This window comes from Pseudomonas sp. TE3911, assembly GCF_054062775.1.
Map to the genome: position 1 here is coordinate 33352 of NZ_JBSSFP010000001.1, position 26282 is coordinate 59633.

27 protein-coding genes and 1 pseudogene are annotated in these 26282 nt (G+C 60.0%); 19 read left to right on the plus strand and 9 right to left on the minus strand.

Features of this window, described 5'->3' with window-relative positions; genetic code table 11:
• Positions 1 to 21 precede the first annotated feature (21 nt).
• A complete protein-coding gene (locus ACVWXD_RS00135) occupies positions 22 to 495 on the minus strand; it encodes an Lrp/AsnC family transcriptional regulator (protein WP_032885579.1) in 474 nt (157 codons plus the stop codon).
• 144 nt (positions 496 to 639) lie between these two features.
• Here ACVWXD_RS00135 and kynU point away from each other — a divergent pair, with 144 nt between their 5' ends.
• Positions 640 to 1890 carry a kynureninase gene (kynU, locus tag ACVWXD_RS00140; protein WP_457370566.1) on the plus strand — a complete coding sequence of 417 codons (1251 nt, stop codon included), beginning with the start codon at positions 640 to 642 and terminating at the stop codon, positions 1888 to 1890.
• A gap of 215 nt (positions 1891 to 2105) precedes the next feature.
• The gene (locus ACVWXD_RS00145; protein WP_032885581.1) at positions 2106 to 3512 is read left to right on the plus strand and encodes an amino acid permease; all 1407 of its coding nucleotides are present in this window, start codon (positions 2106 to 2108) and stop codon (positions 3510 to 3512) included.
• Here the strand turns inward: ACVWXD_RS00145 and ACVWXD_RS00150 are convergent.
• A complete protein-coding gene (locus tag ACVWXD_RS00150; RefSeq protein ID WP_457370567.1) occupies positions 3458 to 4354 on the minus strand; it encodes a LysR substrate-binding domain-containing protein in 897 nt (298 codons plus the stop codon). The two genes, ACVWXD_RS00145 and ACVWXD_RS00150, sit on opposite strands and share 55 nt — an antisense overlap.
• A 188-nt stretch (positions 4355 to 4542) precedes the next feature.
• Between ACVWXD_RS00150 and ACVWXD_RS00155 the strand changes: the two genes are divergently transcribed.
• The 5 genes from ACVWXD_RS00155 to ACVWXD_RS00175 all read left to right on the plus strand — a co-directional run bounded on the left by ACVWXD_RS00155 (position 4543) and on the right by ACVWXD_RS00175 (position 9583).
• A complete protein-coding gene (locus ACVWXD_RS00155; protein WP_099602213.1) occupies positions 4543 to 5307 on the plus strand; it encodes a sulfite exporter TauE/SafE family protein in 765 nt (254 codons plus the stop codon).
• A 119-nt stretch (positions 5308 to 5426) separates the two neighbouring features.
• Complete coding sequence (locus ACVWXD_RS00160) at positions 5427 to 6017, plus strand: NAD(P)H-dependent oxidoreductase (RefSeq protein WP_032885584.1); 591 nt, start codon at positions 5427 to 5429, stop codon at positions 6015 to 6017.
• A 33-nt stretch (positions 6018 to 6050) separates the two neighbouring features.
• A complete protein-coding gene (locus ACVWXD_RS00165; protein ID WP_095186365.1) occupies positions 6051 to 6947 on the plus strand; it encodes a LysR family transcriptional regulator in 897 nt (298 codons plus the stop codon).
• Between the two features lie 103 nt (positions 6948 to 7050).
• The gene (locus tag ACVWXD_RS00170) at positions 7051 to 7944 is read left to right on the plus strand and encodes an NAD-dependent epimerase/dehydratase family protein (RefSeq protein WP_032885586.1); all 894 of its coding nucleotides are present in this window, start codon (positions 7051 to 7053) and stop codon (positions 7942 to 7944) included.
• 193 nt (positions 7945 to 8137) lie between these two features.
• Entirely contained in the window at positions 8138 to 9583 is a 1446-nt protein-coding gene (locus tag ACVWXD_RS00175; protein ID WP_401383676.1) for a SulP family inorganic anion transporter, read from the plus strand.
• A gap of 84 nt (positions 9584 to 9667) precedes the next feature.
• Here ACVWXD_RS00175 and ACVWXD_RS00180 read toward each other — a convergent pair whose 3' ends face one another.
• Positions 9668 to 10048, minus strand: a complete 381-nt coding sequence (locus ACVWXD_RS00180; protein ID WP_032885588.1) for a lysozyme inhibitor LprI family protein — start codon at positions 10046 to 10048, stop codon at positions 9668 to 9670.
• Between the two features lie 193 nt (positions 10049 to 10241).
• Here ACVWXD_RS00180 and ACVWXD_RS00185 point away from each other — a divergent pair, with 193 nt between their 5' ends.
• From ACVWXD_RS00185 to ACVWXD_RS00200, 4 genes are read left to right on the plus strand one after another with little or no spacing between them, the layout of a single operon-like run.
• Complete coding sequence (locus ACVWXD_RS00185; RefSeq protein ID WP_286819510.1) at positions 10242 to 11645, plus strand: GntT/GntP/DsdX family permease; 1404 nt, start codon at positions 10242 to 10244, stop codon at positions 11643 to 11645.
• 12 nt (positions 11646 to 11657) lie between these two features.
• Positions 11658 to 12518, plus strand: a complete 861-nt coding sequence (locus tag ACVWXD_RS00190) for a MurR/RpiR family transcriptional regulator (protein WP_032885590.1) — start codon at positions 11658 to 11660, stop codon at positions 12516 to 12518.
• Between the two features lies 1 nt (position 12519).
• Positions 12520 to 13983 carry an N-acyl-D-amino-acid deacylase family protein gene (locus ACVWXD_RS00195; protein WP_457370568.1) on the plus strand — a complete coding sequence of 488 codons (1464 nt, stop codon included), beginning with the start codon at positions 12520 to 12522 and terminating at the stop codon, positions 13981 to 13983.
• Between the two features lie 29 nt (positions 13984 to 14012).
• A complete protein-coding gene (locus tag ACVWXD_RS00200; protein ID WP_457370569.1) occupies positions 14013 to 14381 on the plus strand; it encodes a glyoxalase superfamily protein in 369 nt (122 codons plus the stop codon).
• Positions 14382 to 14491: 110 nt separating this feature from the next.
• Here the strand turns inward: ACVWXD_RS00200 and ACVWXD_RS00205 are convergent, their stop codons facing one another.
• Positions 14492 to 15355, minus strand: coding sequence for a methyl-accepting chemotaxis protein (locus ACVWXD_RS00205; protein ID WP_371260691.1), 864 nt, complete (start codon positions 15353 to 15355; stop codon positions 14492 to 14494).
• Positions 15347 to 16411: pseudogene (locus ACVWXD_RS00210) on the minus strand (methyl-accepting chemotaxis protein); the annotation flags it as partial. The pseudogene ACVWXD_RS00210 and the gene ACVWXD_RS00205, both read right to left, overlap by 9 nt.
• A gap of 249 nt (positions 16412 to 16660) precedes the next feature.
• On the opposite strand from ACVWXD_RS00210, the gene ACVWXD_RS00215 reads away from it, so the two are divergent.
• The gene (locus ACVWXD_RS00215; protein WP_032885594.1) at positions 16661 to 17278 is read left to right on the plus strand and encodes an FKBP-type peptidyl-prolyl cis-trans isomerase; all 618 of its coding nucleotides are present in this window, start codon (positions 16661 to 16663) and stop codon (positions 17276 to 17278) included.
• 60 nt (positions 17279 to 17338) lie between these two features.
• Here ACVWXD_RS00215 and ACVWXD_RS00220 read toward each other — a convergent pair whose 3' ends face one another.
• The 3 genes from ACVWXD_RS00220 to ACVWXD_RS00230 all read right to left on the minus strand — a co-directional run bounded on the left by ACVWXD_RS00220 (position 17339) and on the right by ACVWXD_RS00230 (position 19258).
• A complete protein-coding gene (locus tag ACVWXD_RS00220; protein WP_003194088.1) occupies positions 17339 to 17596 on the minus strand; it encodes a PA4570 family protein in 258 nt (85 codons plus the stop codon).
• A 158-nt stretch (positions 17597 to 17754) separates the two neighbouring features.
• Positions 17755 to 18096 carry a zinc ribbon domain-containing protein YjdM gene (locus ACVWXD_RS00225; protein ID WP_457370570.1) on the minus strand — a complete coding sequence of 114 codons (342 nt, stop codon included), beginning with the start codon at positions 18094 to 18096 and terminating at the stop codon, positions 17755 to 17757.
• Positions 18097 to 18289: 193 nt separating this feature from the next.
• On the minus strand, positions 18290 to 19258 hold the full coding sequence (locus ACVWXD_RS00230; RefSeq protein WP_032885595.1) for a polyprenyl synthetase family protein: 969 nt from the start codon (positions 19256 to 19258) through the stop codon (positions 18290 to 18292).
• Between the two features lie 239 nt (positions 19259 to 19497).
• Between ACVWXD_RS00230 and rplU the strand changes: the two genes are divergently transcribed.
• The 7 genes from rplU to ACVWXD_RS00265 all read left to right on the plus strand — a co-directional run bounded on the left by rplU (position 19498) and on the right by ACVWXD_RS00265 (position 25096).
• Positions 19498 to 19812 carry a 50S ribosomal protein L21 gene (rplU, locus tag ACVWXD_RS00235; RefSeq protein ID WP_003176051.1) on the plus strand — a complete coding sequence of 105 codons (315 nt, stop codon included), beginning with the start codon at positions 19498 to 19500 and terminating at the stop codon, positions 19810 to 19812.
• 34 nt (positions 19813 to 19846) lie between these two features.
• The gene (gene rpmA / locus ACVWXD_RS00240) at positions 19847 to 20104 is read left to right on the plus strand and encodes a 50S ribosomal protein L27 (protein ID WP_003176049.1); all 258 of its coding nucleotides are present in this window, start codon (positions 19847 to 19849) and stop codon (positions 20102 to 20104) included.
• A 193-nt stretch (positions 20105 to 20297) separates the two neighbouring features.
• On the plus strand, positions 20298 to 21521 hold the full coding sequence (gene cgtA / locus ACVWXD_RS00245; RefSeq protein WP_015885843.1) for an Obg family GTPase CgtA: 1224 nt from the start codon (positions 20298 to 20300) through the stop codon (positions 21519 to 21521).
• Between the two features lie 124 nt (positions 21522 to 21645).
• The gene (gene proB, locus ACVWXD_RS00250; RefSeq protein ID WP_026013771.1) at positions 21646 to 22764 is read left to right on the plus strand and encodes a glutamate 5-kinase; all 1119 of its coding nucleotides are present in this window, start codon (positions 21646 to 21648) and stop codon (positions 22762 to 22764) included.
• 15 nt (positions 22765 to 22779) lie between these two features.
• Positions 22780 to 23244: a CreA family protein gene (locus ACVWXD_RS00255; protein ID WP_032885596.1), complete on the plus strand. Its 465-nt coding sequence runs from the start codon at positions 22780 to 22782 to the stop codon at positions 23242 to 23244.
• Positions 23245 to 23345: 101 nt separating this feature from the next.
• Positions 23346 to 23828: a glutathione peroxidase gene (locus tag ACVWXD_RS00260; RefSeq protein WP_099602207.1), complete on the plus strand. Its 483-nt coding sequence runs from the start codon at positions 23346 to 23348 to the stop codon at positions 23826 to 23828.
• A 164-nt stretch (positions 23829 to 23992) separates the two neighbouring features.
• Entirely contained in the window at positions 23993 to 25096 is a 1104-nt protein-coding gene (locus tag ACVWXD_RS00265; protein ID WP_032885598.1) for an NADH:flavin oxidoreductase, read from the plus strand.
• Here ACVWXD_RS00265 and ACVWXD_RS00270 read toward each other — a convergent pair.
• Entirely contained in the window at positions 25065 to 26267 is a 1203-nt protein-coding gene (locus ACVWXD_RS00270; protein WP_260368091.1) for a glycosyltransferase family 4 protein, read from the minus strand. The two genes, ACVWXD_RS00265 and ACVWXD_RS00270, sit on opposite strands and share 32 nt — an antisense overlap.
• Positions 26268 to 26282: the final 15 nt, after the last annotated feature.

A 26282-nucleotide genomic window follows, 5' to 3' on the forward strand; every position in this document is an offset into this window, starting at 1 on the left:
TTTGATCTGAGGCGTGGCTGACTATTTGCGTACGACGAGATCAAGCACCTCATCCTTATCCTTGATCTTCTGCAGCACGATTTCCGAGCGTATATCCATCACCCCCGCCGTGCGGTTCAGGTGGTTCACGATAAAGTCCGAAAAGTGCTTGAGGTTGCGCGCCTGCACCCGCAGCACATAGTTGCTGGCGCCGGTGATCACATAGGCGCTGGCCACTTCCGGCCAGCCTTGCACCTTCTTGATAAACGTCTCATGCCAATCCTCCACATCCTGGCGCAACGACAGGTGGACGATGGCTTCCAGCTCGATCCCCAATTGTTCGGCATTCAGCACTGCGCGGTAGCCGCTGATGATTCCTTCGCTCTCCAGCAGACGCAAACGGCGCAGGCAGGCGGAGGGCGACAGTGCGACTTTTTCCGCCAGTTCCTGGTTGCTGATACGGCCATCCTGTTGCAGGAAATGCAGGAGGCGCAGGTCGGTGGCGTCAAGAATCATGGTTTGAATAAATCCGCGTGTTTAGGGGTTAAATTCGAATTTCCTACTGCTTAATTAGCCTGTTACCCACCACTTTGCACGAAAATTCTCTAAAGCTTCGTTCATTATTTGGTTCATTCCCGCCTATAAAAACCAGGACTCTCCATGACCACCCGAAGCCATTGCCAAACTCTCGACGCCCAGGACCCGCTGGCGCCGTTGCGCAATCAATTTTCCTTGCCGGAGGGTGTGATCTACCTCGACGGTAACTCCCTTGGCGCGCGTCCGGTGGCATCGCTGGCGCGGGCGCAACAGGTGATTGCCGAGGAGTGGGGCAATGGCTTGATCCGCAGTTGGAACAGCGCCGGTTGGGCAGACTTGTCCCAGCGCCTGGGCAATCGCCTTGCGCCGCTGATCGGTGCGCGGGACGGCGAAGTGGTGATCACCGATACCACCTCCATTAACCTGTTCAAAGTGCTCAGCGCTGCACTGACGGTGCAGCGCCAACGCGCAGCAGAGCGCAAGGTAATCGTCAGCGAAGCAAGCAACTTTCCCACCGACCTGTACATCGCCGAAGGCTTGGCTGAATTGCTGCAACAGGGTTACTCCCTGCGTCTGGTGAACAGCCCGGACGAACTGCCCCAGGCCATCGACGCCGACGTGGCGGTGGTGCTGCTCACCCACGTCAACTACAAGACCGGCTACATGTATGACATGCAGGCGCTTACTGCCTTGAGCCATGAATGTGGCGCGCTGAGTATCTGGGATTTGGCGCACTCGGCGGGCGCGGTGCCCATCGATCTGCATAACGCCGGGGCCGATTACGCGATTGGCTGCACTTATAAATACCTCAACGGCGGCCCAGGCTCCCAGGCGTTTGTGTGGGTCAATCCGGCGTTGGTCGACCTCGTACGCCAGCCGCTTTCGGGCTGGTTCGGGCATACCCGGCAGTTCGCCATGGAAGCCAACTATGCGCCGAGCGCCGGTATTGCCCGCTACTTGTGCGGCACCCAACCGATCACCTCGCTGGCGATGGTGGAGTGTGGGCTGGCGATTTTTGAGCAGACTGATATGGCCAGCCTGCGCACTAAATCCCTGGCGTTGACGGATCTGTTTATCGAGTTGGTTGAAGCCCGTTGCGCGGCTCATGGCCTGGTGTTGATCACCCCGCGTGAGCATGCCCGGCGCGGTAGCCATGTGAGTTTTGAGCACCCCGAAGGTTATGCAGTGATTCAGGCTCTGATTGCCCGTGGCGTGATCGGCGATTACCGCGAGCCGCGGATTATGCGGTTTGGGTTTACGCCGCTCTATACGAGCTTTATTGAGGTCTGGGACGCTGTGGAAATCCTCGGTGAGATTCTCGACGAGAACACCTGGGACCAGCCGCAATTCAAAGTCCGCCACAGCGTCACCTGAATAAACGCAGACAACATTATGGGAGAGGGCTTGCATCAGATACACAATGGATAAACACCAAAGACCTCATGTGGGAGGGGGCTTGCTCCCGATGGCAGTGTGTCAGTCGCCGGATTGGCAAGCTGATACACCTCCATCGGGAGCAAGCCCCCTCCCACAGGGGATCTGCGGCAACAGACAAATAGTGCGACCACAATAATAAAGGGGCACCCCACGTGACTACGCCAGACACCGGCTTTGCCGAGATCACCCAACGCGAACTGGGCCTTCGGCGCCAGCTCACTTCCGGCCAGATGAGCATGATCGCCATCGGTGGCGCCATCGGCACCGGCTTGTTCATGGGCAGCGCCTATGCCATCGGTTATGCCGGGCCGAGCGTGCTGGTGAGCTACGCCATTGGTGCACTGATCACCTTGCTGTTGATGGGCTGCCTGGCGGAGATGACCGTTGCGCATTCCACCTCGGGTTCCTTCGGCGCCTATGCCGAGTTCTACATCAGCCCGCTGGCTGGGTTTCTGGTGCGTTATGCCTATTGGGCGGCGATTGTGCTGGCGGTGGGCGCCGAGGTCACGGCGGTGGCGATGTACATGAAGTACTGGTTCGCCAACGTGCCGGAGTGGGTGTGGATTGTGTCGTTTTCCAGTGTGCTGATCCTGCTTAATGCGATCAGCGTGAAGACGTTTGGAAACTTTGAATACTGGTTCTCCACCATCAAGATCAGCGCCATCGTCGGCTTCATCATCCTGGCTGTGTATGTGGTGTTCGGCTCCGGCAACCCGGAGTATGGCGTGCAGAATTACACCGCACACGGCGGTTTTTTCCCCCATGGCTTGAGCGGCATGTGGATTGCCGTGATTGTGTCGATCTTCAGTTACCTGAGCGTCGAGATGATCGCTGTGGCTGCCGGTGAAGCCGCCGACCCGGAGCAGGCGGTGAAGAAGGCCTTTCGCGCGACCATCGTGCGCCTGGTGGTGTTTTACCTGCTGACCCTGGCGCTGATGCTGGCCATCGTGCCGTGGAATCAGGCCGGGCAGACCCAAAGCCCGTTCGTTACAGTGATGCAGACTATCGGCATTCCCGGAGCCACCGGAGTGATGAATTTCGTGATCCTGATCGCCGCGTTGTCAGCGATGAACAGCCAGCTCTACATCACTACACGCATGATGTTCAGCCTGTCCCGCGCGGGCTTCGCACCCAAGTCCATGGGCGCGTTGAGCAAAAGCGGCATCCCGCTGAATGCACTGCTGCTGTCCAGTTCGGGCATTGCCCTGGCGACCTTGTTGAATGTGGTGTACCCGGAAAGCTCGTTCACCCTGATGATGGCGATCTCGATGTTTGGCGCGATCTTCACCTGGTTCATGATCTTCCTCACGCACCTGTTTTTCCGTCGCTATCGCAAGCGTCACGGCGGGGCGAAGTTGTCATTCCAACTGCGCCTGTTTCCCTACAGCACATTGCTGGGTCTGGTGCTCATGGGCGCGGTGATGATCACCACGTATTTCACCGAGGCGTTCAAGATGACGTTGGTGTTTGGCGTGCCGTTCCTGTTGATTCTGTCGGCGGTGTATTACGGGTTCTTCCGCAAGGGCAGGGCCAAGGCGTTGAACAAGGCTTTGGCGTAGCCCGGCAGTTGCTCGAACGAACGTGCGCAAAGCAACAGCTGTCGGCGGGCCCAGTCTTCTCCCAGAGGCTGGGCCTTGAAGTGGCGCGCCAAGGGCCAGCGATCCAACGCGGCCTGGGGCACGATGCCCAGGCCAGCACCTCGTGCGACCATCCGAATCACCCCATCAAAGCCCTCGGCGCGGATGCGCGTCTGTAAGCGGAACCCCGCGTGCAGCGCTTGTTCTTCCAGGTACACCGACAGTGCGCTGTGGACCGCGAGGCCGACGTAATCGTGTTGCAGGCTGTCGATAAAACTCACCGGGCTCGCTGCCAGGGGATGATCCAGGGGCATGATCAGCACCAGCGGGTCATCGCGAAAGGGCAGGGTCTGCAAACCGTGGGTGTCTACTGCATCGGAGATGATCCCCAGGTCGGCCGTGCCCTGACGCAGGGCCTGGATGATGCGCAGGCTGGGCAACTCCTGCAGGTCGATATCGAGGTTGGGGTGTTCGCGTAGAAAGTCCGCGAGCAGTTCCGGCAGGTATTCGCTGAGCGCAGTGGTGTTGCACAGCAGGCGCACTTGGCCTTTGATGCCGTTGGCGTATTCGGCGAGGTCCTGTTGCAGATGGTCGGCCTGTTGCAGCAGCAGGCGAGCGTGGCGCGCGAGGGCTTTACCTGCAGGTGTCGGCGTGACACCCCGACGGCCCCGCTCAAGCAATTCGATGCCCAGCGATGCTTCCATAGCGCGGATGCGTGCGCTCGCGGCTGCCAGGGATAAATGGCTGCGGCTGGCGCCGGCGGTGATGTTGCCGGTGTCCAGGGTATGCAGGTAGAGGCGCAGATCGATCAGGTCAACGTGCATGGGTAGGATTCTCGGATGGCTCTACTGGCCGCATCGGGGGCAAGCTCCCTCCCACATTTGGATGGGTGAACACAGTCTAAGTGGGAGGGGACTTGCCCCCGATGCGGCCCCAAGGCTCTTGCTAAACAAGAGGCTGCCTCAGTATATGGCGAATTTCAGAACGCATCGAAAAGTCGCACACTCTGCCCATGATTACCTTCCTTGCGTTCTACCAAAACCTCGGTCCCGCCGTTACTTTGCTGGTGATTGGCACGTTCCTGCTGGCGGGCACCGTCAAAGGAGTAATCGGCCTCGGCTTACCGACAGTGGCCATGGGCATGCTCGGCTTGGCTATGTTGCCGGCGCAGGCTGCGGCGTTGCTGATCATTCCTTCAACGGTCACCAACCTTTGGCAACTGGCATTCGGCGGGCACCTGAGTGGCTTGCTCAAACGCCTTTGGCCGATGCTCGTGCTGATTTTCCTCGGCACCGGGCTGGGTACGGTGTGGCTTGGCATGGAAGGTGGGCACTGGGTGGTGCGCGCGCTGGGCGCGGCGTTGCTGGTGTATGCATTGAGCGGGTTGTTTTTGCCCACCTTCAAGGTCAAGCCGCAGACCGAACGCTGGTTGGGCCCGTTGTGTGGGCTGATCACCGGTTTGATCACCTCGGCCACTGGCGTGTTCGTGATTCCTGCGGTGCCGTATTTGCAAGCCTTGGGCCTGAGTCGCGATCAGTTGGTACAGGCCCTCGGCCTGTCGTTCACCGTGTCGACGCTGGCGCTGGCGGCGGGATTGGCTTGGCGTGGCACCTTGGGCGGCGGTGAAGTGAGTGCCTCGCTGCTCGCGCTGGTGCCGGCGCTGCTGGGCATGTGGCTGGGCCAAGCGCTGCGCCAGCGAATCAGTGCGGTGTTATTCAAGCGGGTATTTTTCATCGGCATGGCCCTGTTGGGCGGTCATCTGCTGATCAGTGGTTAACAATCTCATGGGTATTCGTGCTTTTTGATCAAAGGTATTTTGCCGGGTGACGGCTTATTCCGAAGGGGCAGGGCCGATAATCTGCCTCCAGACATTTTCAACCTTCTGGATCCCCTCCCATGAAAAAAGTACTCCTGCTCAACGGCGGCAAAAAATTCGCCCACTCCGATGGCCGCTACAACACCACCTTGCATGAAACCGCCCTGGCTGTGCTGGATCGAGGCGGTATCGACGTTAAAGTCACCCATATCGACGAAGGCTACGACGTGGCCGAAGAGGTGGCCAAGTTCCTCTGGGCCGACGTGATCATCTACCAGATGCCTGGTTGGTGGATGGGGGCGCCGTGGATCGTCAAGAAGTACATCGACGAAGTCTTCACCGAAGGCCATGGCAGCCTGTACGCCAGCGACGGTCGCACCCGTTCCGATGCCTCGCAGAAATACGGCAGTGGCGGCCTGATCCAGGGCAAGCAGTACATGCTGTCCCTGACCTGGAACGCACCGCAGCAAGCCTTCGACGACCCGAGCGATTTCTTCGAAGCCAAGGGCGTGGATGCGGTGTACTTCCCGTTCCACAAGGCCCACGAGTTCCTCGGCATGACCGGCTTGCCGACCTTTTTGTGCGTGGATGTGATGAAACGTCCGGCCATCGAGGCAGACGTGGCGCGCTATGAGCAGCATCTGGCGCAGGTGTTCAAGCTCTCGGTGTAATAAGCTGCACTGAACCGATAACGAGGACCGTCCGTGAAAGCCCGATCCGATGAGCTACAGATCTTCGTCAGCGTCATCGAGTGCGGCTCGATTTCCGCAGCGGCGGAGCAGGTCGGGCAGACGCCGTCGGCGGTCAGCCGTACCTTGTCGCGCCTGGAAGCCAAGCTCGACACCACGCTGATCAACCGCACCACGCGACGCATGGACCTGACCGAAGAGGGCAAGTATTTCTTCGAACAGGCCAAGCTGATCCTGGCGCAGATGGATGAGCTGGAAGAGCGCCTGTCGTCACGTCAGAAGAACCCTGCCGGGCGGCTGCGTATCAACGCGGCCGTGCCGTTTATGCTGCATGGGATCGTGCCGTACATTGCCGAGTTTCGCAGCTTGTACCCGCAGATCCAGTTGGAGTTGAACAGCGATGACTTGATCATCGACCTGCTGGAACAGAGCACCGACATCGCCATTCGCATCGGCGCCCTGGCCGACTCGACCTTGCATGCGCGCTCCCTCGGTTGTACGCCGCTGCATATCCTGGCCAGCCCTGAATACCTTAAGCAATACGGCGCCCCCACCACGGTGGCCGAGTTGGCTGACCACACGTTGCTCGGCTTCAGTCAGACCGAAACCCTCAACCACTGGCCGCTGCGCCATGTGGAGGGTGACCGCTGGCTGATTCAGCCGAGCATCGCTGCCTCCAGCGGCGAAACCCTGCGCCAGTTGGCGCTGGAAGGGCAGGGTATTTGTTGCCTGTCGAACTTCATGACCAGCGCCGACATCGACGCCGGCCGCCTGGTGCCGGTCCTGGAAGCCTTCAACAGCGGTTATCGCCAGCCGATCCACGCGGTCTTCTACCGTAACTCGCAGTTGGCGTTGCGCATCCAGTGCTTCCTGGACTTTATCCAGGCCAAACTGGCGCGGTATGCCTGCTGATTCGTGACTGCCACGCAAGATTGAATTGGGCGTCAGGGGCTTATTCGGTAAGGGTGGAGCCGGGATACTGGGCCTATCACTTACCCAGTCAGGAGAAATCTCCATGAACGTATTCGTTACCGGCGCCGCAGGTTTTATCGGCGGTTCGATTGCCACCGGCCTGGTCAAGGCCGGCCATCACGTCACCGGCCTGGTACGCAGCGCCGAGCAAGCGGCTGAGCTGACGGCCCTGGGCATCGCTCCGGTGATCGGCAGCCTCGATGACGCTGCCGTGCTTACCGAGCAAGCGCACAAGGCCGATGCGGTGATCAACGCCGCCAGCAGCGACCATCGTGCTGCGGTAGAAACGCTGTTGACCGCCTTGCAGGGATCAAACAAGCCGTTCCTGCACACCAGCGGTTCGAGCATCGTCGGCGATGCATCGGGCGGTAAGGCCAGCGACGTGATCTATTTCGAAGACAACCTGCCGGAGCCGACCGTCGACAAGGCCGCGCGTGTGGCCATCGACAACCTGATCCTGGCTGCTGCCCAGGACGGCGTGAATTCGGCGGTGATCTGCAACACCCTGATCTACGGCCACAGCCTGGGCGTACAGCGTGATAGCGTGCAATTGCCGCGCTTGCTCAAGCAGGCGCGCAAGAGTGGGGTGGTGCGCCATGTGGGCACAGGGCAGAACATCTGGTCCAACGTGCACATCGAAGACGTGGTTGCGTTGTACCTGCTGGCGCTGACGAAGAACGTACCGGGCACGTTCTACTTTGTGGAAAGCAGCGAAGCGGCGTTTGTCGACATGACCACGGCCATCGCTGACGCGCTGAAGCTGGGCAAGCCGCAGGACTGGCCATTGGCCGAGGCTGAAGCCGAGTGGGGTTATGAAATGGCCAATTACGGCCTGGGTTCGAACAGCCGGGTGCGCGGCAAGCATGCCCGCGAACTGCTGGGCTGGGCACCAAAGCGCACGTCGGTGGTTGAGTGGATTCGTCACGAAATGGTGTGATGTTCGCTTGAGACCGAGTCGGCCATCGGGAGCAAGCCACCTCCCACATTAGAATGCGTTCCAAAACTGGAACACGGCCAAGTGTGGGAGGGGGCTTGCCCCCGATGGCGACCACTCGGTCTTCCAGACTAGCCCCACCCCGCTCATTTCCGTACCATTCCCCGCCTTATCCCCCGCAACTCCCTGGTACCTCATGAACCTCACCCGACTGCGCGCCGATGCCCTGGCCGGCCTCACCACGTCTTTCGCGCTGCTGCCCGAATGCATCGCCTTTGCTCTGGTGGCTCACCTTAATCCGCTGATGGGCCTATACGGCGCCTTTATCATCTGCACCCTGACGGCCTTGTTCGGCGGTCGGCCCGGTATGGTCTCCGGCGCGGCGGGCTCGATGGCGGTGGTGATCGTCGCGTTGGTGGTGCAGCACGGCGTGGAATATTTGCTGGCAACGGTGCTGCTGGGCGGGTTGATCATGGTCGCCTTCGGCCTGCTGCGCCTGGGCAAGCTGGTGCGCATGGTGCCGCATTCGGTGATGCTCGGGTTCGTCAACGGCCTGGCGATCATCATTGCCCTGGCGCAGTTGGAGCATTTCAAGAGCGGTGAAACCTGGCTCAGCGGCACGCCGTTGTATTTGATGACCGGGCTGGTGGCGGCGACCATGGCCATTGTCTACCTGCTGCCGCGCCTCACCCGCGCGGTACCGCCGGCCTTGGTGGCGATTCTCGGCGTGGGCCTGGCGGTGTACCTGCTCGGTCTGCCAACCCGCACCCTCGGCGACATGGCCCACATCGCCGGTGGCCTGCCGACCTTCGCGTTGCCGCAGATCCCCTGGACCCTGGAAACCCTCGGCATCATCGCGCCCTACGCTTTCCTGATGGCCATGGTCGGCCTGCTGGAAACCCTGCTGACCCTGAACCTTACCGACGAAATCACCGAAACCCGCGGCTATCCTGATCGCGAAAGCGTGGCGTTGGGTGCGGCGAATATGGTCTCGGGCCTCTTCGGCGGCATGGGCGGTTGCGCGATGATCGGGCAAACCGTGATCAACCTCAGCTCCGGCGGACGTGGGCGCTTCTCCGGGGTGTTTGCCGGGGTGATGATTCTGTTGTTCATTCTGTTTCTGTCACCGCTGATTGAGCGGATCCCGCTGGCGGCGCTGGTGGGGGTGATGTTCGTGGTGTCCCAGCAGACCTTCGCCTGGGCGTCGCTGCGGGTGATCAACAAAGTGCCGCTCAATGATGTGCTGGTGATTATTGCGGTGACGGTGATCACGGTCTTTACCGACCTGGCCACCGCCGTACTGTGCGGTATCGTGATCGCCGCGCTCAACTTCGCCTGGCAACAGGCCCGTGAGTTGTACGCGGATGAGCACCTGGAAGCCGACGGTAGCAAGCTCTATCGCCTGCACGGCACGTTGTTCTTTGCCTCGACCACGCCGTTTTTGAACCAGTTTGACCCGGCCAATGACCCGGATCAGGTGACGCTGGATTGTCGTCACCTGAGCTTTGTCGACTACTCAGCGATTGCCGCGCTGATGACCTTGCGCGAGCGCTACACCAAGGCCGGCAAGCATCTGCGGGTGTTGCATTTGTCTGAGCGCTGCAAGAAGTTGCTCAAGCGTGCGCGGGTGCATCACGACTAATTGAGCCTCTTTGGCGAGGGAGCTCATTACCAAGGTTTGCGACCGCTGCGCAGCCCAACGGGAGCAAGCTCTCTCGCCACAACATTACGGCCCGACCAGGTCTTCCAATTCCTGGGCGCGGGTCTGGGTCATGTCCAGCACGCAGCCGGAACCGTTGACTTGGTCGATGGTGCCGCCGGTGGCGGAGCCGGCGAAGGCGCAATTGGCGTCACGGTATTTGATCCACAGGCGCTGCAGGTCCTGCAGTTGCTGCTGGCGCGTGCCTTCCAGGGCGGCGATGGCGGTCTTGTAGGCTTTGTTCAGGCGCGTGTCCTGCACCTTGGTTTCCTTGACGTTGCAGCTGACCATATCGGCAGTGGTGTTGGCGCCGTCCATGCATTTTTTCAGCGCCGGGTTGTCGGCAGCGGCGGCAGTGCCGCATACGGCGAGAAGCAGGACGCCGGCGGCGAATGTGGTGCGAATCATGCTCGATTTTCCTGGCAACAGTGGGTGTGCATTCTATGACTCAGCCCGCTGGGCTGAGTTTCCGGTCTTCTCTGATCTTCATGTAAGAACAGCCCCCCAATTTTCATACGCAGGTGTAGGGCATGTCCCAACGCGACAGCGCTTGTCTGTGGGCGAAACTTACTTTCATAAAATTTGAAAATGCTCCTCGGTAATGATTTATGAGTTTCACAACCAATTCGACGTGACCCTTTCCGAGGAGTACCGCATGGCCGCATCACCGGGCTTGGGGCTGTTGGCATACGCTGCCATCGCCATCATTGCTTTGATCGTGCTGATTGCACGTTACCGACTCAACCCGTTTATCGTCATCACCCTGGTATCCATCGGCCTGGCGCTGATGGCCGGGATGCCGGCGGACACCATCATGGGCTCCTACGAGGCGGGTGTTGGCAAGACCCTTGGGCACATCGCGCTCGTTGTGGCGCTGGGCACCATGCTCGGCAAGATGATGGCCGAGTCCGGTGGCGCCGAGCAGGTGGCGCGCACGCTGATCAATCGTTTTGGCGAGCGCAATGCCCATTGGGCGATGGTGTGCATTGCCTTTCTGGTGGGGTTGCCGCTGTTTTTCGAGGTGGGTTTTGTGTTGCTGGTGCCCATCGCCTTTACCGTCGCCCGACGCGTAGGCGTGTCGATTTTGATGGTCGGCTTGCCGATGGTCGCCGGTTTGTCGGTGGTACACGCGCTGGTGCCGCCGCATCCGGCGGCGATGATGGCCGTGCTGGCGTATAACGCGTCGGTGGGGCAGACGGTGCTGTATGCGATTCTGATCGGTATCCCCACGGCGATCATTGCAGGGCCCGTCTACGCCAAGTTCATCGTGCCGCACATCCACCTGCCGGCAGAAAACCCGCTGGAACGCCAATTTATCGAGCGTGAACCGCGCACCCGTTTGCCGAGTTTTGCCCTGACCATGGGCACCATCCTGTTGCCGGTGGTGCTGATGATGATCGGCGGATGGGCCAACGTAATCTCTACGCCGGGCACCGGTTTCAACCAGTTCCTCTTGTTTATCGGCAACTCGGTCATCGCGTTGCTGGTGGCGACCTTGGTGAGCTTCTGGACCTTGGGGCTGGCCCAAGGCTTCAACCGCGAATCGATCCTCAAGTTCACCAACGAATGCCTGGCGCCGACGGCCAGCATCACCTTGCTGGTGGGGGCGGGCGGCGGTTTGAATCGCATCCTGGTGGACGCTGGGGTGACCAATGAAATTCTCGGCCTTGCCAATGCGTTCCAACTGTCGCCCCTGGTGATGGGCTGGCTGTTCGCGGCGTTGATGCGCATTGCGACCGGCTCGGCCACGGTGGCCATGACGACGGCGTCTGGCGTGGTCGCGCCCGTCGCCATGGGCTTGGGTTATCCACACCCTGAATTACTGGTGCTGGCCACCGGTGCGGGCTCGGTGATCTTTTCTCACGTGAATGACGGCGGCTTCTGGCTGATCAAGGAATACTTCAATATGACGGTAATCCAGACCTTCAAGACCTGGACCGTATTGGAGACTCTGATCTCTGTGGTTGCCTTCGGTCTGACTTACGGTCTGTCCTGTATTTTGTAACCCGGAGCCCCCATGGACATCCTCTACCAGATCCGCGCCCGCCAGGCTTCTTTCAGCGCCGGCGAAGGACGTATCGCCAAGCTGATGCTCGATGATGTGGGTTTTGCGGCGTCGGCCAGCCTGGATGAGTTGTCCCAACGGGCTGAAGTCAGTACGGCGACCTTGTCGCGGTTTGCACGCAGCGTCGGTTGCCGCGATCTACGCGATTTGCGCCTGCAACTGGCCCAAGCCAGCGGCGTCGGCAGCCGTTTCCTGGACCCGGCGGGGTTGCCCGAACAGTCGGCGTTTCACCGGCAGATTCTCGGTGATATCGAGGCGACGTTGCGTCAGCACTTGTCGGGGTTCAACCAGGCGAGTTTCGCCGATGCGGTCAGCCTGCTGAGCAAGGCCCGGATGATCCACGCGTTCGGCATGGGCGGCCCGTCGAGTCTGTGCAGCGACGAGTTACAGGTGCGCCTTGTCCGCCTGGGCTACCCGATTGCCGCTTGCCATGACCCGGTGATGATGCGCGTCACGGCCGCCACCTTGGGGCCGGAACATGCGCTGATCGTCTGTTCGCTGACCGGTATTACGCCGGAACTGCTGGACGTGGTGGACCTGGCGCGCAACTACGACGCCCGCATCATCGCTATCACCTTGGCCGATTCCCCCCTGGCGCGATTGGCGGATGTCCTGTTGCCGCTGCAACCAGCCGAAACCAGCTTTATCTACAAACCCACCGCAGCGCGCTACGGCCTGCTGCTGGCCATCGACCTGCTCGCTACCGAGTTGGCGCTGGCCCTGCCGGACGACAACCAGGAACGCCTGCGCCGGATCAAACTGGCCCTGGACGATTATCGCGGCGGCCCCGATAGCTTGCCGCTTGGAGACTGATATGAAGTACGACACGCTGATTCGCCACGCGCTGATCATCGATGGCAGCAACACACCCGGTTATGTCGCGGATGTGGGGCTGCGCGATGGGCGTATCGAGACAATCGGTGATCTGTCTGCTGCGACGGCCGAGCATGAAATCGACGCCACCGACCGCGTGTTGGCGCCGGGGTTTATCGATGTCCATACCCACGACGACACGGTGGTGATCCGTCATCCGCAGATGCTGCCCAAGCTCAGTCAGGGCGTGACCACGGTGATTGTCGGCAACTGTGGCATCAGCGCTTCGCCGGTGAGTTTGCGCAACGACCCGCCGGACCCGATGAACCTGCTGGGCAGCGCTGCGGCGTTTGTATATCCCCGTTTCAGCGACTATCGCAGCGCCGTTGAAAGCGCCCATCCAGCGCTCAACGTCGCGGCATTGATCGGCCACACGGCGCTGCGCAGCAACCACATGGACGATCTGCATCGCACCGCCACACCGGATGAAATCACCGCCATGCGCGTGCAGTTACAAGAGAGTCTTGAAGCCGGCGCCCTCGGTTTATCCACAGGCCTGGCCTACGCCAGCGCGTTCAATGCCGAGACCGATGAAGTGCTGCAACTGAGTGAAGAACTCACGGCCTACGGTGCGGTGTACACCACCCATCTGCGCAGCGAATTCGAGCCAGTGCTGGAGGCGATGGACGAAGCTTTTCTGATCGGCCGGCACGCCAAGGTGCCGGTGATTATTTCCCACCTCAAATGCGCCGGGGCGGGTAACTGGGGGCGCAGTCCGCAGCTGCTGGCCGCTCTGGAGCAGGCGGCGAAAACCCATCCGGTGGGATGTGACTGTTATCCCTACGCAGCCAGTTCTTCGACCCTGGATTTGAAGCAAGTGACCGATGCGTTTCGCATCACCATTACGTGGTCCACGCCCTATCCGGACATGGGCGGGCGAGATTTGCAGGACATTGCTGGCGAATGGGACGTCTCCTTGATGGACGCCGCCCGCCGTCTGCAGCCTGCGGGTGCGGTGTACTACGGGATGGATGAAGCGGATGTGCGACGCATCCTCGCGCATCCATTGTCGATGGTGGGGTCGGATGGCTTGCCTGAAGATCCGTTTCCCCATCCACGCTTGTGGGGCGCGTTCCCACGGGTCTTGGGGCATTTCAGCCGGGATATCGGGTTGTTCCCGTTGCATACCGCCGTGCACAAGATGACCGGCTTGTCGGCGGCGCGTTTCGGCCTGGTCGAGCGGGGTGAAATTCGCGAAGGGCACTGGGCGGACCTGGTGTTGTTCGACCCGTTGCGGGTGCGGGATGTGGCGGATTTCAAAAATCCAGAGCAGGCGGCAGAGGGCATTGATGGTGTGTGGGTCAATGGCGTGCTGAGCTACAGCGATGGACAGGCCAATGGTCAGCGCCCAGGACGATTCCTGGCTCGCCAGGGAGATTTGCGTCGGGGGTTCAGCGCTCTATAGTGGGCGATCTCAAAAACGGAGCGGTTGCCATGCACTTAGGAAAAGTCACCCCTATCCTGCGGATTTTCGACGAGACCAAGGCGTTGGAATTCTATGTGGAGTTCCTTGGGCTCAAGGTTGATTGGCAGCATCGTTTCGAGGCGAATTACCCGCTGTACCTGCAAGTATCCTTGGGCGAGTGCGTGCTGCATCTGTCCGAGCATCATGGCGACGCTTCGCCGGGCGCGGCGGTGCGGATTCAGGCGCAAGGGGTAGATGCCTACCAGCAGCAATTGCAGGCTAAGGATTACCGTTATGCCAAGCCCAGCGTTGAAGAAACGCCTTGGGGATCGCGGGAGATGAGCATCAAGGATCCATTTGGGAATCGTGTGGTGTTTGTTCAGGAAGGCGAGGGCTGAGAGGCCAATCGCAGGCAATAAAAAAACCGCCTTAGTAGGGCGGTTTTTTATTGCAGCCCCAGCTTTTGGCTGGGGCTGCATCTGTGGCGGGTCAGGTATCGCAGCGATTCTTAAACCCGGAAATGGCTGACCATCTGCTGCAACTGGCTGCCCAAACGTGCCAGTTCCACACTCGATTTGGCCGTCTCGTCACTGGCGGTGGCGGTCTGTTCCGACACGTCACGTACATTGACGATGCTGCGGCTGATCTCTTCGGCCACGGCGCTTTGTTGCTCGGCGGCGGCGGCGATCTGCTGGTTCATCGACTGGATGTTCGACACCGTACGGGTGATGTTTTCCAGGGATACACCGGCCTTGCGCGTCAGCTCCACGCTGCTGTCGGTGAGGCTGCGGCTGTTGTTCATCACATTGGCCACTTGCTGGGTGCCGTTCTGCAAACCGGCGACCAGACCTTCGATTTCTTCGGTGGATTTTTGCGTGCGTTGGGCCAGGCCGCGCACTTCGTCGGCGACCACGGCAAACCCGCGACCGGCTTCACCGGCGCGTGCTGCTTCGATGGCGGCGTTGAGGGCCAGCAGGTTGGTTTGTTCGGCCACGGCTTTGATCACGTCCATCACGCTGCCGATCTTGTTGCTCTCTTGTTGCAGATGGCTCATGGCGTCGGTGGAACGCGCCACTTCGGCGGCCAGGCGTTCGATCTGGGCAATGGCTTCGGCCACCACTTTGTCGCCTGCACGGGCTTGGCCGTCGGCATCGGCAGCGGCCAGGGAAGCCTGTTCGGCGTTGCGCGCGACTTCCTGCACGGTAGCGGTCATTTCATGCATCGCGGTGGCGACTTGATCGGTCTCGATCTTCTGGCTGTTCACGCCGGCACTGGTCTGCTCGGTCACGGCCGATAGTTCTTCGGCGGCGCTGGCGATCTGGGTCACGCCGTCACGAATACCGCTGATCAATTCACGCAAGGTGGTGCCCATGCGCTGGATGCCTTGTTGCAGCACGCCCAGCTCATCACGGCGGGTGACCTGGATGTTGTGGCTCAAATCGCCGGAGGCAATGCGTTCAACCACGGCCAGGGTTTCCTGGATCGGGCGAGTGATCTGGCGGGTGATGACCAGCGCGGCAATGATGCCAACCAGCAGGGCCAGCAAGGTGCTGATCAATTGCAGGCTACGGGCCTGGGCGCTTTCGGCGTCGCGGCGATCCAACTGGATCTCGTAGAGCTTGTCGCTGATGTTGACGATATCAGTGCCTTGGGTGGTCATTTCTGCGCGAGCAGCAACGATATTGGCGTTGGCCACCTTGTAGTTCTGGACAGCCGTGCGGTAGGCGCCAAGAGCGGTTTCCAGCGCGGTCAGCGCGCTTTGCTGGCTGGCGCCAAAGGCGGCACTGAGGTCTTTCAAGCTGGCAATGGCTTTGTCGATCTGTGCGGCAGCGCGGGCTTCGGTATCCGGGCTGACGTTGCCGGTGTAGCCGCGCACTTCGTAGCGGGCCAGTTGGAATTGCATCTTGGCGTCGGCCACGGCCTGGAACTGAGCAAAGTGCTCCGCGCTGTCAGGCATCTGCTTCACGCTGGCTTCCAGCGCGTCGATCTGGGCGTTGGCGCTGTCGGCCTTGTCGCCCATCACTTGGCGAGAGGCATTGCCGTTACGGTAAGCCTCGCGCATTTTGTTCAGGGATTGCTGGTAGGCGGTAATGACCGATTTCTGCTCATTGAGCAGCTTGAGGTTTTCCGGGCTCTTGAAGCTGTCCAGCAGTTTCTGTTGCTGGGCAACGAAGGCATCGAGGCTGGTCTGCACGTTCTGCGCCACGGCTTCGTCACCGTTGGCCAGCATGTATTGAAGGCGCACGATGCGCAGTTTGGTCAGCGACGCGTTGAGCTGGGTGATGTCGCTCATCCAGTTGCTGCGGTCGATCAAGCCGCCCAGGCTGGTCCAGCCAGTGAGTGCCAGGATCGAGGTGAGGACAAGCACCAGGCCGAAGCCCAGGCCCAGTTTGAGGTTGACGCTGATGTTACCGAACCAGCTGTTCATCGAATGCTCCGCAAGAGTGATGTCTGTTTGCTGGACGGTGTTGTTATTTGAGCCAGCCAAGGTGTAGCGCTGTATCGGCGGCGGGATGTGAATCTGAAGGGCGTTTTATTTCAAGTGGCGACGAAGGGTCGTCAGCGGTGTGCAGAACCACTGAGGGCTCATCAAGGGGCGGTCTTGTGTGCTAGTCTGCGGGCCCTTTTAGTTTTGGGCAGCGCGGGAAATCGCGTTGTCCTGCAGCGGAGCCTCTTCATGTCCGAAGTTAATCTGTCCACCGACGAAACCCGCGTCAGCTACGGTATCGGCCGTCAGTTGGGCGACCAACTGCGCGACAACCCGCCACCGGGCGTGAGCTTGGACGCAATCCTGGCTGGCCTGACCGACGCGTTCGCAGGTTCGCCAAGCCGCGTTGACCAAGAGCAAATGGCTGCCAGCTTCAAAGTGATCCGTGAAGTCATGCAAGCCGAAGCAGCCGCCAAGGCTGAAGCCGCTGCTGGCGCTGGTCTGGCCTTCCTGGCTGAAAACGCCAAGCGTGATGGCATCACCACACTGGCTTCCGGCCTGCAATTTGAAGTGCTGACTGCCGGTGAAGGCGCCAAGCCGACCCGTGAAGACCAAGTCCGTACCCACTACCACGGCACCTTGATCGACGGCACTGTGTTCGACAGCTCCTACGAGCGTGGCCAGCCAGCAGAATTCCCGGTTGGTGGCGTGATTGCCGGTTGGACCGAAGCCCTGCAACTGATGAATGCTGGCAGCAAATGGCGCCTGTACGTGCCGAGCGAACTGGCTTACGGCGCTCAAGGCGTTGGCAGCATTCCGCCGCACAGCGTTCTGGTATTCGACGTCGAGCTGCTCGACGTTCTGTAAGACCTGCTGATTACCTGTGGGAGCGAGCCTGCTCGCTCCCACAGTGTTTTAGGGGGTTGCTCATGGATGAAACTTGCCATTGAGCTCCGTCGCCGGGCGCAACGCTCGGGCATAGCAAAACAGAAACAGATTACGCACCACCTCTTTAAGCACACCGGGTTCACTTGAACTCAGGCCATTGACGTCCAGGTCGCCCTGGTCCTGCAATTCATTCAGCGCTTCTTCTTCCAGTACCGCACAGACTTCGCCGGTTTCCCGATGCAGTATCCGCAGGTAAGGGTGTGGGCGGTCCAGCCAGGCATCTATCAAATAAGTCATGGTGCATCTCCTTGATCGGTTTCAATGAGAATAATTCTTATTCGTAGAATAGCAAGCGTCTATTGGCGGTTTGTTGGTTTTTCTGTGTGGATATTGAGGCAGGTCAGGGGGAGGGCAAAACGCCATCCCGCGGCTGGCGCGGGATGGATACAGCAGATTCAGACTTTGCGAACGAACTCGGATTTAAGCTTCATCGGGCCGATGCCGTCGATCTTGCAATCGATATCGTGGTCGCCATCGCACAGGCGGATGTTCTTGACCTTGGTGCCGACCTTAACGACCAGAGACGTGCCTTTGACCTTGAGGTCCTTGATCACTGTGATGGTGTCGCCGTCCTGCAGGACGTTGCCCACAGAGTCTTTCTTCACGGTTTCATCGCCGGCCACTTCGGCCTCGCCATTGGCGGACCACTCATGGGCGCATTCCGGGCAGATCATCTGGGCGCCGTCTTCGTAGGTGTATTCGGAATTGCATTTCGGGCAGGGTGGCAACGTGCTCACTAAAGCTCCTTAAAGGTCAGGATGGCTAAAAGTCGCACATTATATAGGGTTTTGTGGTGTTGCAGGCTCTATGAAATCCAAATGTGAGAGGGGGCTTGCTCCCGATAGCGATGGATCAGCCAGTCATATATCGACTGAACACCGTCATCGGGGGCAAGCCCCTCCCACATTGGTCTGTGTCTGCAGGTATGGCTTAGTGCGTACGTGCGACTGCAAACTCACTCAGCTCAACCAGGGCGTCCCGGTATTCGCTGGCAGGCAGGGCTTCCAGGCACTTGATCGCACGGGCCACGTAGTCACGCGCCAGTTGTGCGGTGTAGTCCAGGGAGCCCGAAGCTTCCACGGCTGCGCGGATGCTTTCGAGGTCTTCTATGCCGCCTTTCTGAATCGCCTTGCGCACCAAAGCTGCCTGTTCTGGCGTGCCTTCGCGCATGGTGTAGATCAGCGGCAAGGTCGGCTTGCCCTCGGCCAGATCGTCGCCGACGTTCTTGCCCAGGGTCTCGGCATCGCCACGGTAGTCGAGCAGGTCGTCTACCAGTTGGAACGCCACGCCCAGATGGTCGCCAAAGGTGCGCAGTGCTTCGGCCTGTTCGGCGGTCGCGCCACACAATGCCGCGGCGCTGTGGGTGGAGGCTTCAAAGAGCATCGCGGTCTTGCCGCGAATCACTTCCATGTAGGTTTCTTCGGTGGTGCTGGCGTCGCGGACCTTCGACAGCTGCAACACTTCGCCTTCAGCGATGATGCGCGTGGCCTGGGACAGGATCTTCATCACCGGCATCGAGCCCAGTTCGACCATCATTTCGAACGAGCGCGAATACAGGAAGTCGCCGACAAGCACACTTGGTGCGTTACCCCACATCGCATTGGCGGTCTCGCGGCCACGGCGCATGCCGGACATGTCGACCACGTCGTCATGCAATAGGGTGGCGGTGTGCAGGAACTCGATGGTGGCGGCCAGCAGGCGCAGGTCATCGCCTTCGCGGCCCAGGGCCTTGCCGCACAGCAACACTAATAAAGGACGCAGGCGCTTACCGCCCGCCGACGTAATATAGTCGCCAATTTTGGAGACCAGCGGCACTTTAGACGTCAGCTGCTGCTTGATGATGCCGTCGACGGCGCTAAAATCGTCCGCGACCGCGCGGTAGAAAGCTTGGGGTTGCATCAGCGACAGTCGCTCCAGAAGGGTTGCGCGGCATGCTAGGACCCTGACCCCGTAGTGTCAAGGCGCGATGGACGGCCACTTGCAACACCCATTTACCTTGCGTACAATCGCGCACCCTGAACTTCCTGGGCAGCACCTGCCTTACGCAATTGCATTCGGGACGTCCATCCCATGCAGCCATGCCAGCCAATACCTCTTCTTATAAAGCGCTGGGTGAGCAGGATTATCGGAGAAATACCATGTCGTACGCAGTAATTGTTACTGGTGGCAAGCAATACAAGGTCGCCCCAGGTGAATACCTGAAGATCGAAAAACTGGAAATCGCTACCGGCGAATCCGTTACTTTTGATCGCGTTCTGTTGGTCGCCAATGGCGATGACGTGAACATCGGCGCTCCAGTTGTTGCTGGCGCTACCGTTGTGGCTGAAGTGATCTCCCAAGGTCGTCACGATAAAGTCCGCATCATCAAGTTCCGTCGTCGTAAGCACCACATGAAGCGTATGGGCCACCGCCAGTGGTACACCGAGATCAAAATCACCGGTATTCAGGCTTAATTTCAGCCTAATTCCTCACTAGGAGAATTGACTCATGGCACACAAAAAAGCTGGTGGTAGTACCCGTAACGGTCGCGACTCAGAAGCCAAACGCCTTGGCGTTAAGATGTATGGCGGCCAGAAAATCATTCCGGGCAACATCATCGTGCGTCAGCGCGGCACCCAATTCCACGCCGGTTACGGTGTAGGCATGGGCAAAGATCACACCCTCTTCGCGAAAATCGAAGGCGTGATCAAGTTTGAAGTAAAAGGCGCGTTCAACCGCCGTTACGTGAGCGTTGTCGCAGCTTAATTGCGAAATCGCTGGAAAAGCCCTGTCTCGCGACGGGGCTTTTTCGTTTGTGGGGTGAGTCTCTTGCAAAGCTGTTTGTGATGGGCTCCGGCGCTGGATTTGCGGTCGCTGATTGAGGTCGCTGCGCTCATTTTTGCAAGAGTCTTATGTCTTGGTTTCTTAAGCTCGTCCATGCGGCGAGAGGCGTTTTGTTATGAAGTTCGTTGATGAAGTATCCATCCGAGTAAAAGCAGGCGACGGCGGTAACGGTTGCATGAGTTTCCGTCGCGAAAAATTCATCGAAAACGGTGGCCCCAACGGCGGTGACGGCGGTGACGGCGGTTCCATCTACATGATGGCCGACGAAAACCTCAACACCCTGGTCGACTACCGTTACACCCGGCACTTTGATGCCGAGCGTGGCTCCAACGGAGGCAGTACCGACTGCACCGGTAAAAAAGGCGAAGACCTGGTACTGCGCGTACCGGTTGGCACCACGATCATCGATTCCGCGACCCAGGAAGTGATTGGCGACCTGACCAAGGCCGGCCAGAAACTGATGGTTGTGCAGGGTGGCTGGCACGGTCTGGGTAACACCCGATTCAAGTCCAGTACTAACCGTGCACCGCGCCAGACCACGCCGGGCAAGCCTGGCGAGCAGCGTGACCTCAAGCTGGAAATGAAAGTACTGGCAGACGTGGGTCTGCTGGGCTTGCCGAACGCAGGCAAAAGTACCTTCATCCGCTCGGTATCGGCCGCCAAGCCGAAAGTCGCTGACTACCCGTTCACTACCCTGGTGCCAAACCTGGGCGTGGTCAGCGTTGACCGCTGGAAAAGCTTCGTGATCGCCGATATTCCTGGCCTGATCGAAGGGGCTTCCGACGGCGCAGGCCTGGGGATTCGCTTCCTCAAGCATTTGTCCCGCACCCGTTTGCTGCTGCACCTCGTCGACATGGCGCCATTGGATGACACCAGTGCACCAGACGCCGCCGAAGTGATCGTCAGCGAGCTGACCAAGTTCAGCCCGGCCCTGGCCGAGCGTGATCGTTGGTTGGTGCTGAACAAGTGCGACCAGATCCTCGAGGAAGAGCACGAGGAGCGCGTCAAGGAAATCGTTGATCGCCTGGAATGGACGGGTCCGGTCTACGTGATCTCGGCCATCGCCAAAGAAGGCACCGAGCGCCTGACCCGCGACATCATGCGCTACCTCGAAGACCGTGCTGACCGCCTGGCGGCCGACCCGGTGTTCAAGGCCGAACTCGCCGAACTCGACCAGCAGATCGAAGACGAAGCCCGTGCCCAGCTGCAAGCTCTGGACGACCAGCGTGCCCTGCGCCGCAGCGGCGTGAAGTCGGTCCACGACATCGGCGACGACGATTGGGACGAAGAAGACGTGGATGATGAAGACGGTCCAGAAATCATTTACGTGCGCGACTGATTCGTTGCAGTAAACTTAAGCGCCGCTCACATGAGCGGCGTTTTGGTATCTGGGTATTACGTAGCCACGAATAACGTTATGGGCAGCGCTGGGTCGCGCGGCCCTCTATCTAAGGTTGAAGATGATGCGGAGCAAAGTGACAGGTGCGCAGCGTTGGGTCGTAAAGATCGGAAGTGCGCTGCTGACGGCGGATGGCAAAGGCCTGGATCGCGCAGCAATGAGCGTCTGGGTGGAGCAGATGGTGGCCTTGCATGAGGCTGGTGTCGAGTTGGTGCTGGTGTCGTCCGGGGCGGTTGCCGCCGGGATGAGCCGTCTCGGCTGGACCGCGCGACCCAGCGCGATGCACGAACTGCAAGCCGCTGCCGCCATCGGCCAGATGGGCCTGGTGCAAGCCTGGGAGTCCAGCTTCGCCGAGCACGGCCGCCACACGGCGCAGATCCTGCTGACTCACGACGACCTGTCCGACCGCAAGCGCTACCTCAACGCCCGCAGTACGTTGCGCGCCCTGGTGGAGCTCAAGGTGATCCCGGTGATCAACGAGAACGACACCGTGGTCACCGACGAAATCCGTTTCGGCGACAACGACACCCTGGCCGCACTGGTAGCCAACCTGGTGGAAGCCGACTTGCTGGTGATCCTCACTGATCGCGACGGCATGTTCGACGCCGATCCGCGCAACAACCCCGATGCGCAGCTTATTTATGAAGCCCGCGCCGATGACCCGGCGCTGGACGCCGTGGCCGGCAGTGTCGGCGGTGCCCTGGGCCGTGGCGGCATGCAGACCAAGCTGCGGGCTGCGCGCCTGGCTGCACGCTCCGGTGCCCACACCATTATCGTCGGTGGGCGCCTGGAGCGCGTGTTGGACCGCCTCAAGGCTGGCGAACGCATCGGCACGTTGCTGTCGCCGGAACGCGGCATGCTGGCGGCGCGCAAGCAGTGGCTGGCCGGGCATCTGCAAACCCGTGGCACTCTGGTGCTGGACGACGGCGCGGTATCGGCACTGTCCCAGGGCAACAAGAGCCTGCTGCCGGTGGGCGTCAAGCTGGTACAGGGCAGCTTCCGCCGCGGCGAAATGGTGGTGTGCGTAGCGCCCGACGGTCGTGAAATCGCCCGTGGCCTGGCCAATTACAGTGCCCTGGAAGCACAGAAAATTATTGGACAATCGTCTGACGCGATTGTCGGACTATTAGGTTACATGGCCGAACCTGAACTGGTTCACCGCGACAACCTGATCCTGGTCTAACCAAAGGAATATACGATGCGTTTAGTGAAGTTTGCGTTGGGCCTGCTGTTGCTGACGCCGTTGCTGGCAAGCGCCGAAGAGGTTGGCCAGGTGTCGACGGTGTTTAAATTCGTCGGCCCCAACGACCGAATTGTCGTCGAAGCGTTTGACGACCCCAAGGTCGACGGCGTGACCTGCTACTTGTCCCGCGCCAAGACAGGTGGCGTTAAAGGCGGCCTGGGCCTGGCCGAAGATCGCGCTGAAGCATCGATTGCCTGCCGTCAGGTCGGCCCGATCCGCTTCAAGGGCGAACTGAAGGACGGCGACGAAGTGTTCAAGGAACGCACCTCGCTGGTGTTCAAAACCATGCAAGTGGTGCGTTTCCTCGACAAGAAGCGCAACACCCTGGTGTACCTGGTCTACAGCGACCGCCTGATCGAGGGCAGCCCGCAGAACGCCGTGACCGCAATTCCGATTTTGCCGTGGCCGACCGCTCAGTAATCCGCAGGCGGGTTTTGTAATCGGCGTCTATGATTGCAGGCTTGCGGGTTGTAACCTCAAGGCGCCGCTTTGCTAAGAACATGGGATATCTGGAGTTCGTCATGAGTGCTTTCCACGACCTGAAACTCAAAGCTTTGGACGGACAAGAGTTGCCACTGGCGCCCTTCAAGGGGCAAGTAGTGCTGGTGGTCAATGTAGCCTCCAAATGTGGCCTGACCCCGCAATATGCGGCGTTGGAGAACCTCTATCAGCAGTACAAGGACCAAGGGTTTACTGTGCTGGGCCTGCCGTGCAACCAGTTTGCCGGCCAGGAACCGGGCACCGAGGAAGAAATCCGCGAGTTCTGCAGCCTGAACTACGGCGTGACCTTTCCCTTGGGCAGCAAGCTCGATGTCAATGGCCCTGAGCGTCACCAGCTCTACCGGTTGCTGGCGGGTGAGGGGGCCGAATTTCCCGGCGATATCACCTGGAATTTTGAGAAGTTCCTGCTGGGTAAAGATGGTAGGGTCCTTGCTCGATTCTCACCGCGTACCCCGCCGGAAGACCCTTCGATCGTCCAGGCCATCGAAAAAGCCTTGAGCTAAATCACTTCTCTTGTGGTGAGCGGACCTTTCCCGCTATGGGCTGCGTAGCAGCCCAAATACCCCACCGCTTTTACCCCTTAATCACCAAAATCAATAGTGCTACCGGGCGCGTTCCACTCCTCATATTATCCGCATCATAAACCCAGTCTCCCGTGGAGTGCTCCATGCCCGTCCAAGCCTTGTTCAAACCCTTCCAGCTCGGTGCACTGCAACTGTCGACCCGCGTGGTCATGGCGCCGATGACCCGCTCGTTTTCTCCGGGTGGTGTACCTAATTCCAACGTCATCGAATACTACCGTCGCCGTGCGGCCGCTGGCGTGGGCTTGATCATCACTGAAGGCACCGTGGTCGGTCACCAGGCCTCTAACGGCTACCCGAATGTCCCGCATTTCTACGGTGAAGCGGCCCTGGCCGGGTGGAAGAAAGTGGTCGATGCCGTGCACGCCGAAGGCGGCAAGATTGTCCCTCAGTTGTGGCATGTCGGCAGCGTGCGCCGTATCGGCACTGAGCCTGATGCCAGCGTGCCGGCCTATGGTCCGATGGAGAAACTCAAGGACGGCAACGTGGTGGTCCACGGCATGACCGCCCAGGACATCAAGGACGTGATCAACGCTTTCGCCCAAGCCGCCAAAGACGCCCAAAGCATCGGCATGGACGGCGTGGAAATCCATGGCGCCCACGGTTATCTGGTCGATCAGTTCTTCTGGGAAGGCAGCAACCAGCGCACCGACGAGTACGGCGGTAGCCTGGCCAACCGCTCGCGTTTTGCCATCGAGCTGATCCAGGCTACGCGCGCCGCTGTCGGCCCGAACTTCCCGATCATCTTCCGTTTCTCCCAGTGGAAGCAGCAGGACTACACCGCGCGTCTGGTACAAACCCCTGAGGCGTTGGGTGAATTCCTCAAGCCGCTGTCCGACGCTGGCGTGGATATTTTCCACTGCTCAACCCGACGTTTCTGGGAACCGGAATTTGAAGGTTCCGACCTCAATCTGGCCGGTTGGGCGCGCCAACTCACCGGCAAACCAACTATTACCGTGGGCAGCGTCGGCCTGGATGGCGAGTTCCTGCAGTTTATGGTCAACACCGACAAAGTCGCGCAGCCGGCCAGCCTTGAGAAACTGCTGGAGCGCCTGAACAACGACGAGTTTGATCTGGTTGCCGTAGGTCGTGCGTTGTTGGTTGACCCGGATTGGGCCGTGAAAGTGCGTGAAGGACGTGAGGGTGACATCCTGCCATTCAGTCGTGAGGCGTTGACGACTCTGGTCTAAGTGGCGTCAGGGCGGGCTCCAGGTGCCCGTCCTCGCACACACCGCGCAACTGGCGTTCGAACTGCTCGATAATCGCTGGCCAACCCTGGCGACTGGCATGTTGACGAGCATTCAGGCGGGCCCTGCGCAACGTTTCGCGTTCTTCCAGCAGCCAGATGGCTGCATCGCAAAACGCCTCTTCATCCCCCGGCATCGCCAGTGCGCCGCTATAGCCGTGCCGCAGGTGCTGGCTTGCGGCTGCCTGGTCGTACGCCACCACACCAAGGCCTGAGGCCATGGCTTCCAGCACTACATTGCCGAAGGTTTCGGTCAGGCTGGGAAAAAGAAACAGGTCTCCCGACGCGTAATGCCGTGCCAACTCTTCACCGCGTTGGGTGCCGCAGAATACTGCTTCGGGCAGGTCGTGCTCCAGCAGCGCCCGTTGCGGGCCATCCCCGACGACAATCAGCTTCATTGGGCGGGATGGGTACGTTTTCTGTAGCGCATCAAAGCAGCGCTTGAGCAGCCCGAGGTTTTTCTCCTGGGCCAGGCGGCCAACGTGCAGCACAGCGATATCGTCGTTCTCTAAACCCCAGCTTTCACGCAGTGCATTGTCACGCTTGGTCGGGTGGAATAACTGGCTGTCGACACCCCGCGACAACATTCCCAAACGCTCGAAATGCCGACGCTCCAACTCCAGGCGTTGGCTGGCGCTGGGCACCAGGGTCAACGTCGAACGGTTGTGAAACCAGCGCAGGTAATGCGTGACCATTCGACTGAGCAGGCTCAAGCCGTACTGGTTCGAATACTGTTGGAAATTGGTGTGAAAGCCGCTGACCACACTGATGCCCAGGCGCCGTGCTGCACGCAGTGCCGACAAGCCCAGCGGGCCTTCAGTGGCGATGTAGAGCACGTCCGGGCGTTGGCGTGTCCAGCGGCGCAGCAACTTGTGCATCGACGACTGACCCCACTGCAGGCCCGGATAACCCGGCAGTGGCCAGCCGCGGCATAGCAGGAGTTCGTCGTCGCTGAGCCGGCTCTGATCGACGCCTTGGCGTGGGCGTACCAGTTCGACTTGATGGCCGCGCGCGCGCAAACCCTCGCACAGGCGACCAAGGGTATTGGCCACCCCGTTGATCTCTGGCGGGAAGGTTTCGGTGATGAGGGTGATATGAAGCGAGGCTGTCGTCATGACCCACAGTGTCCG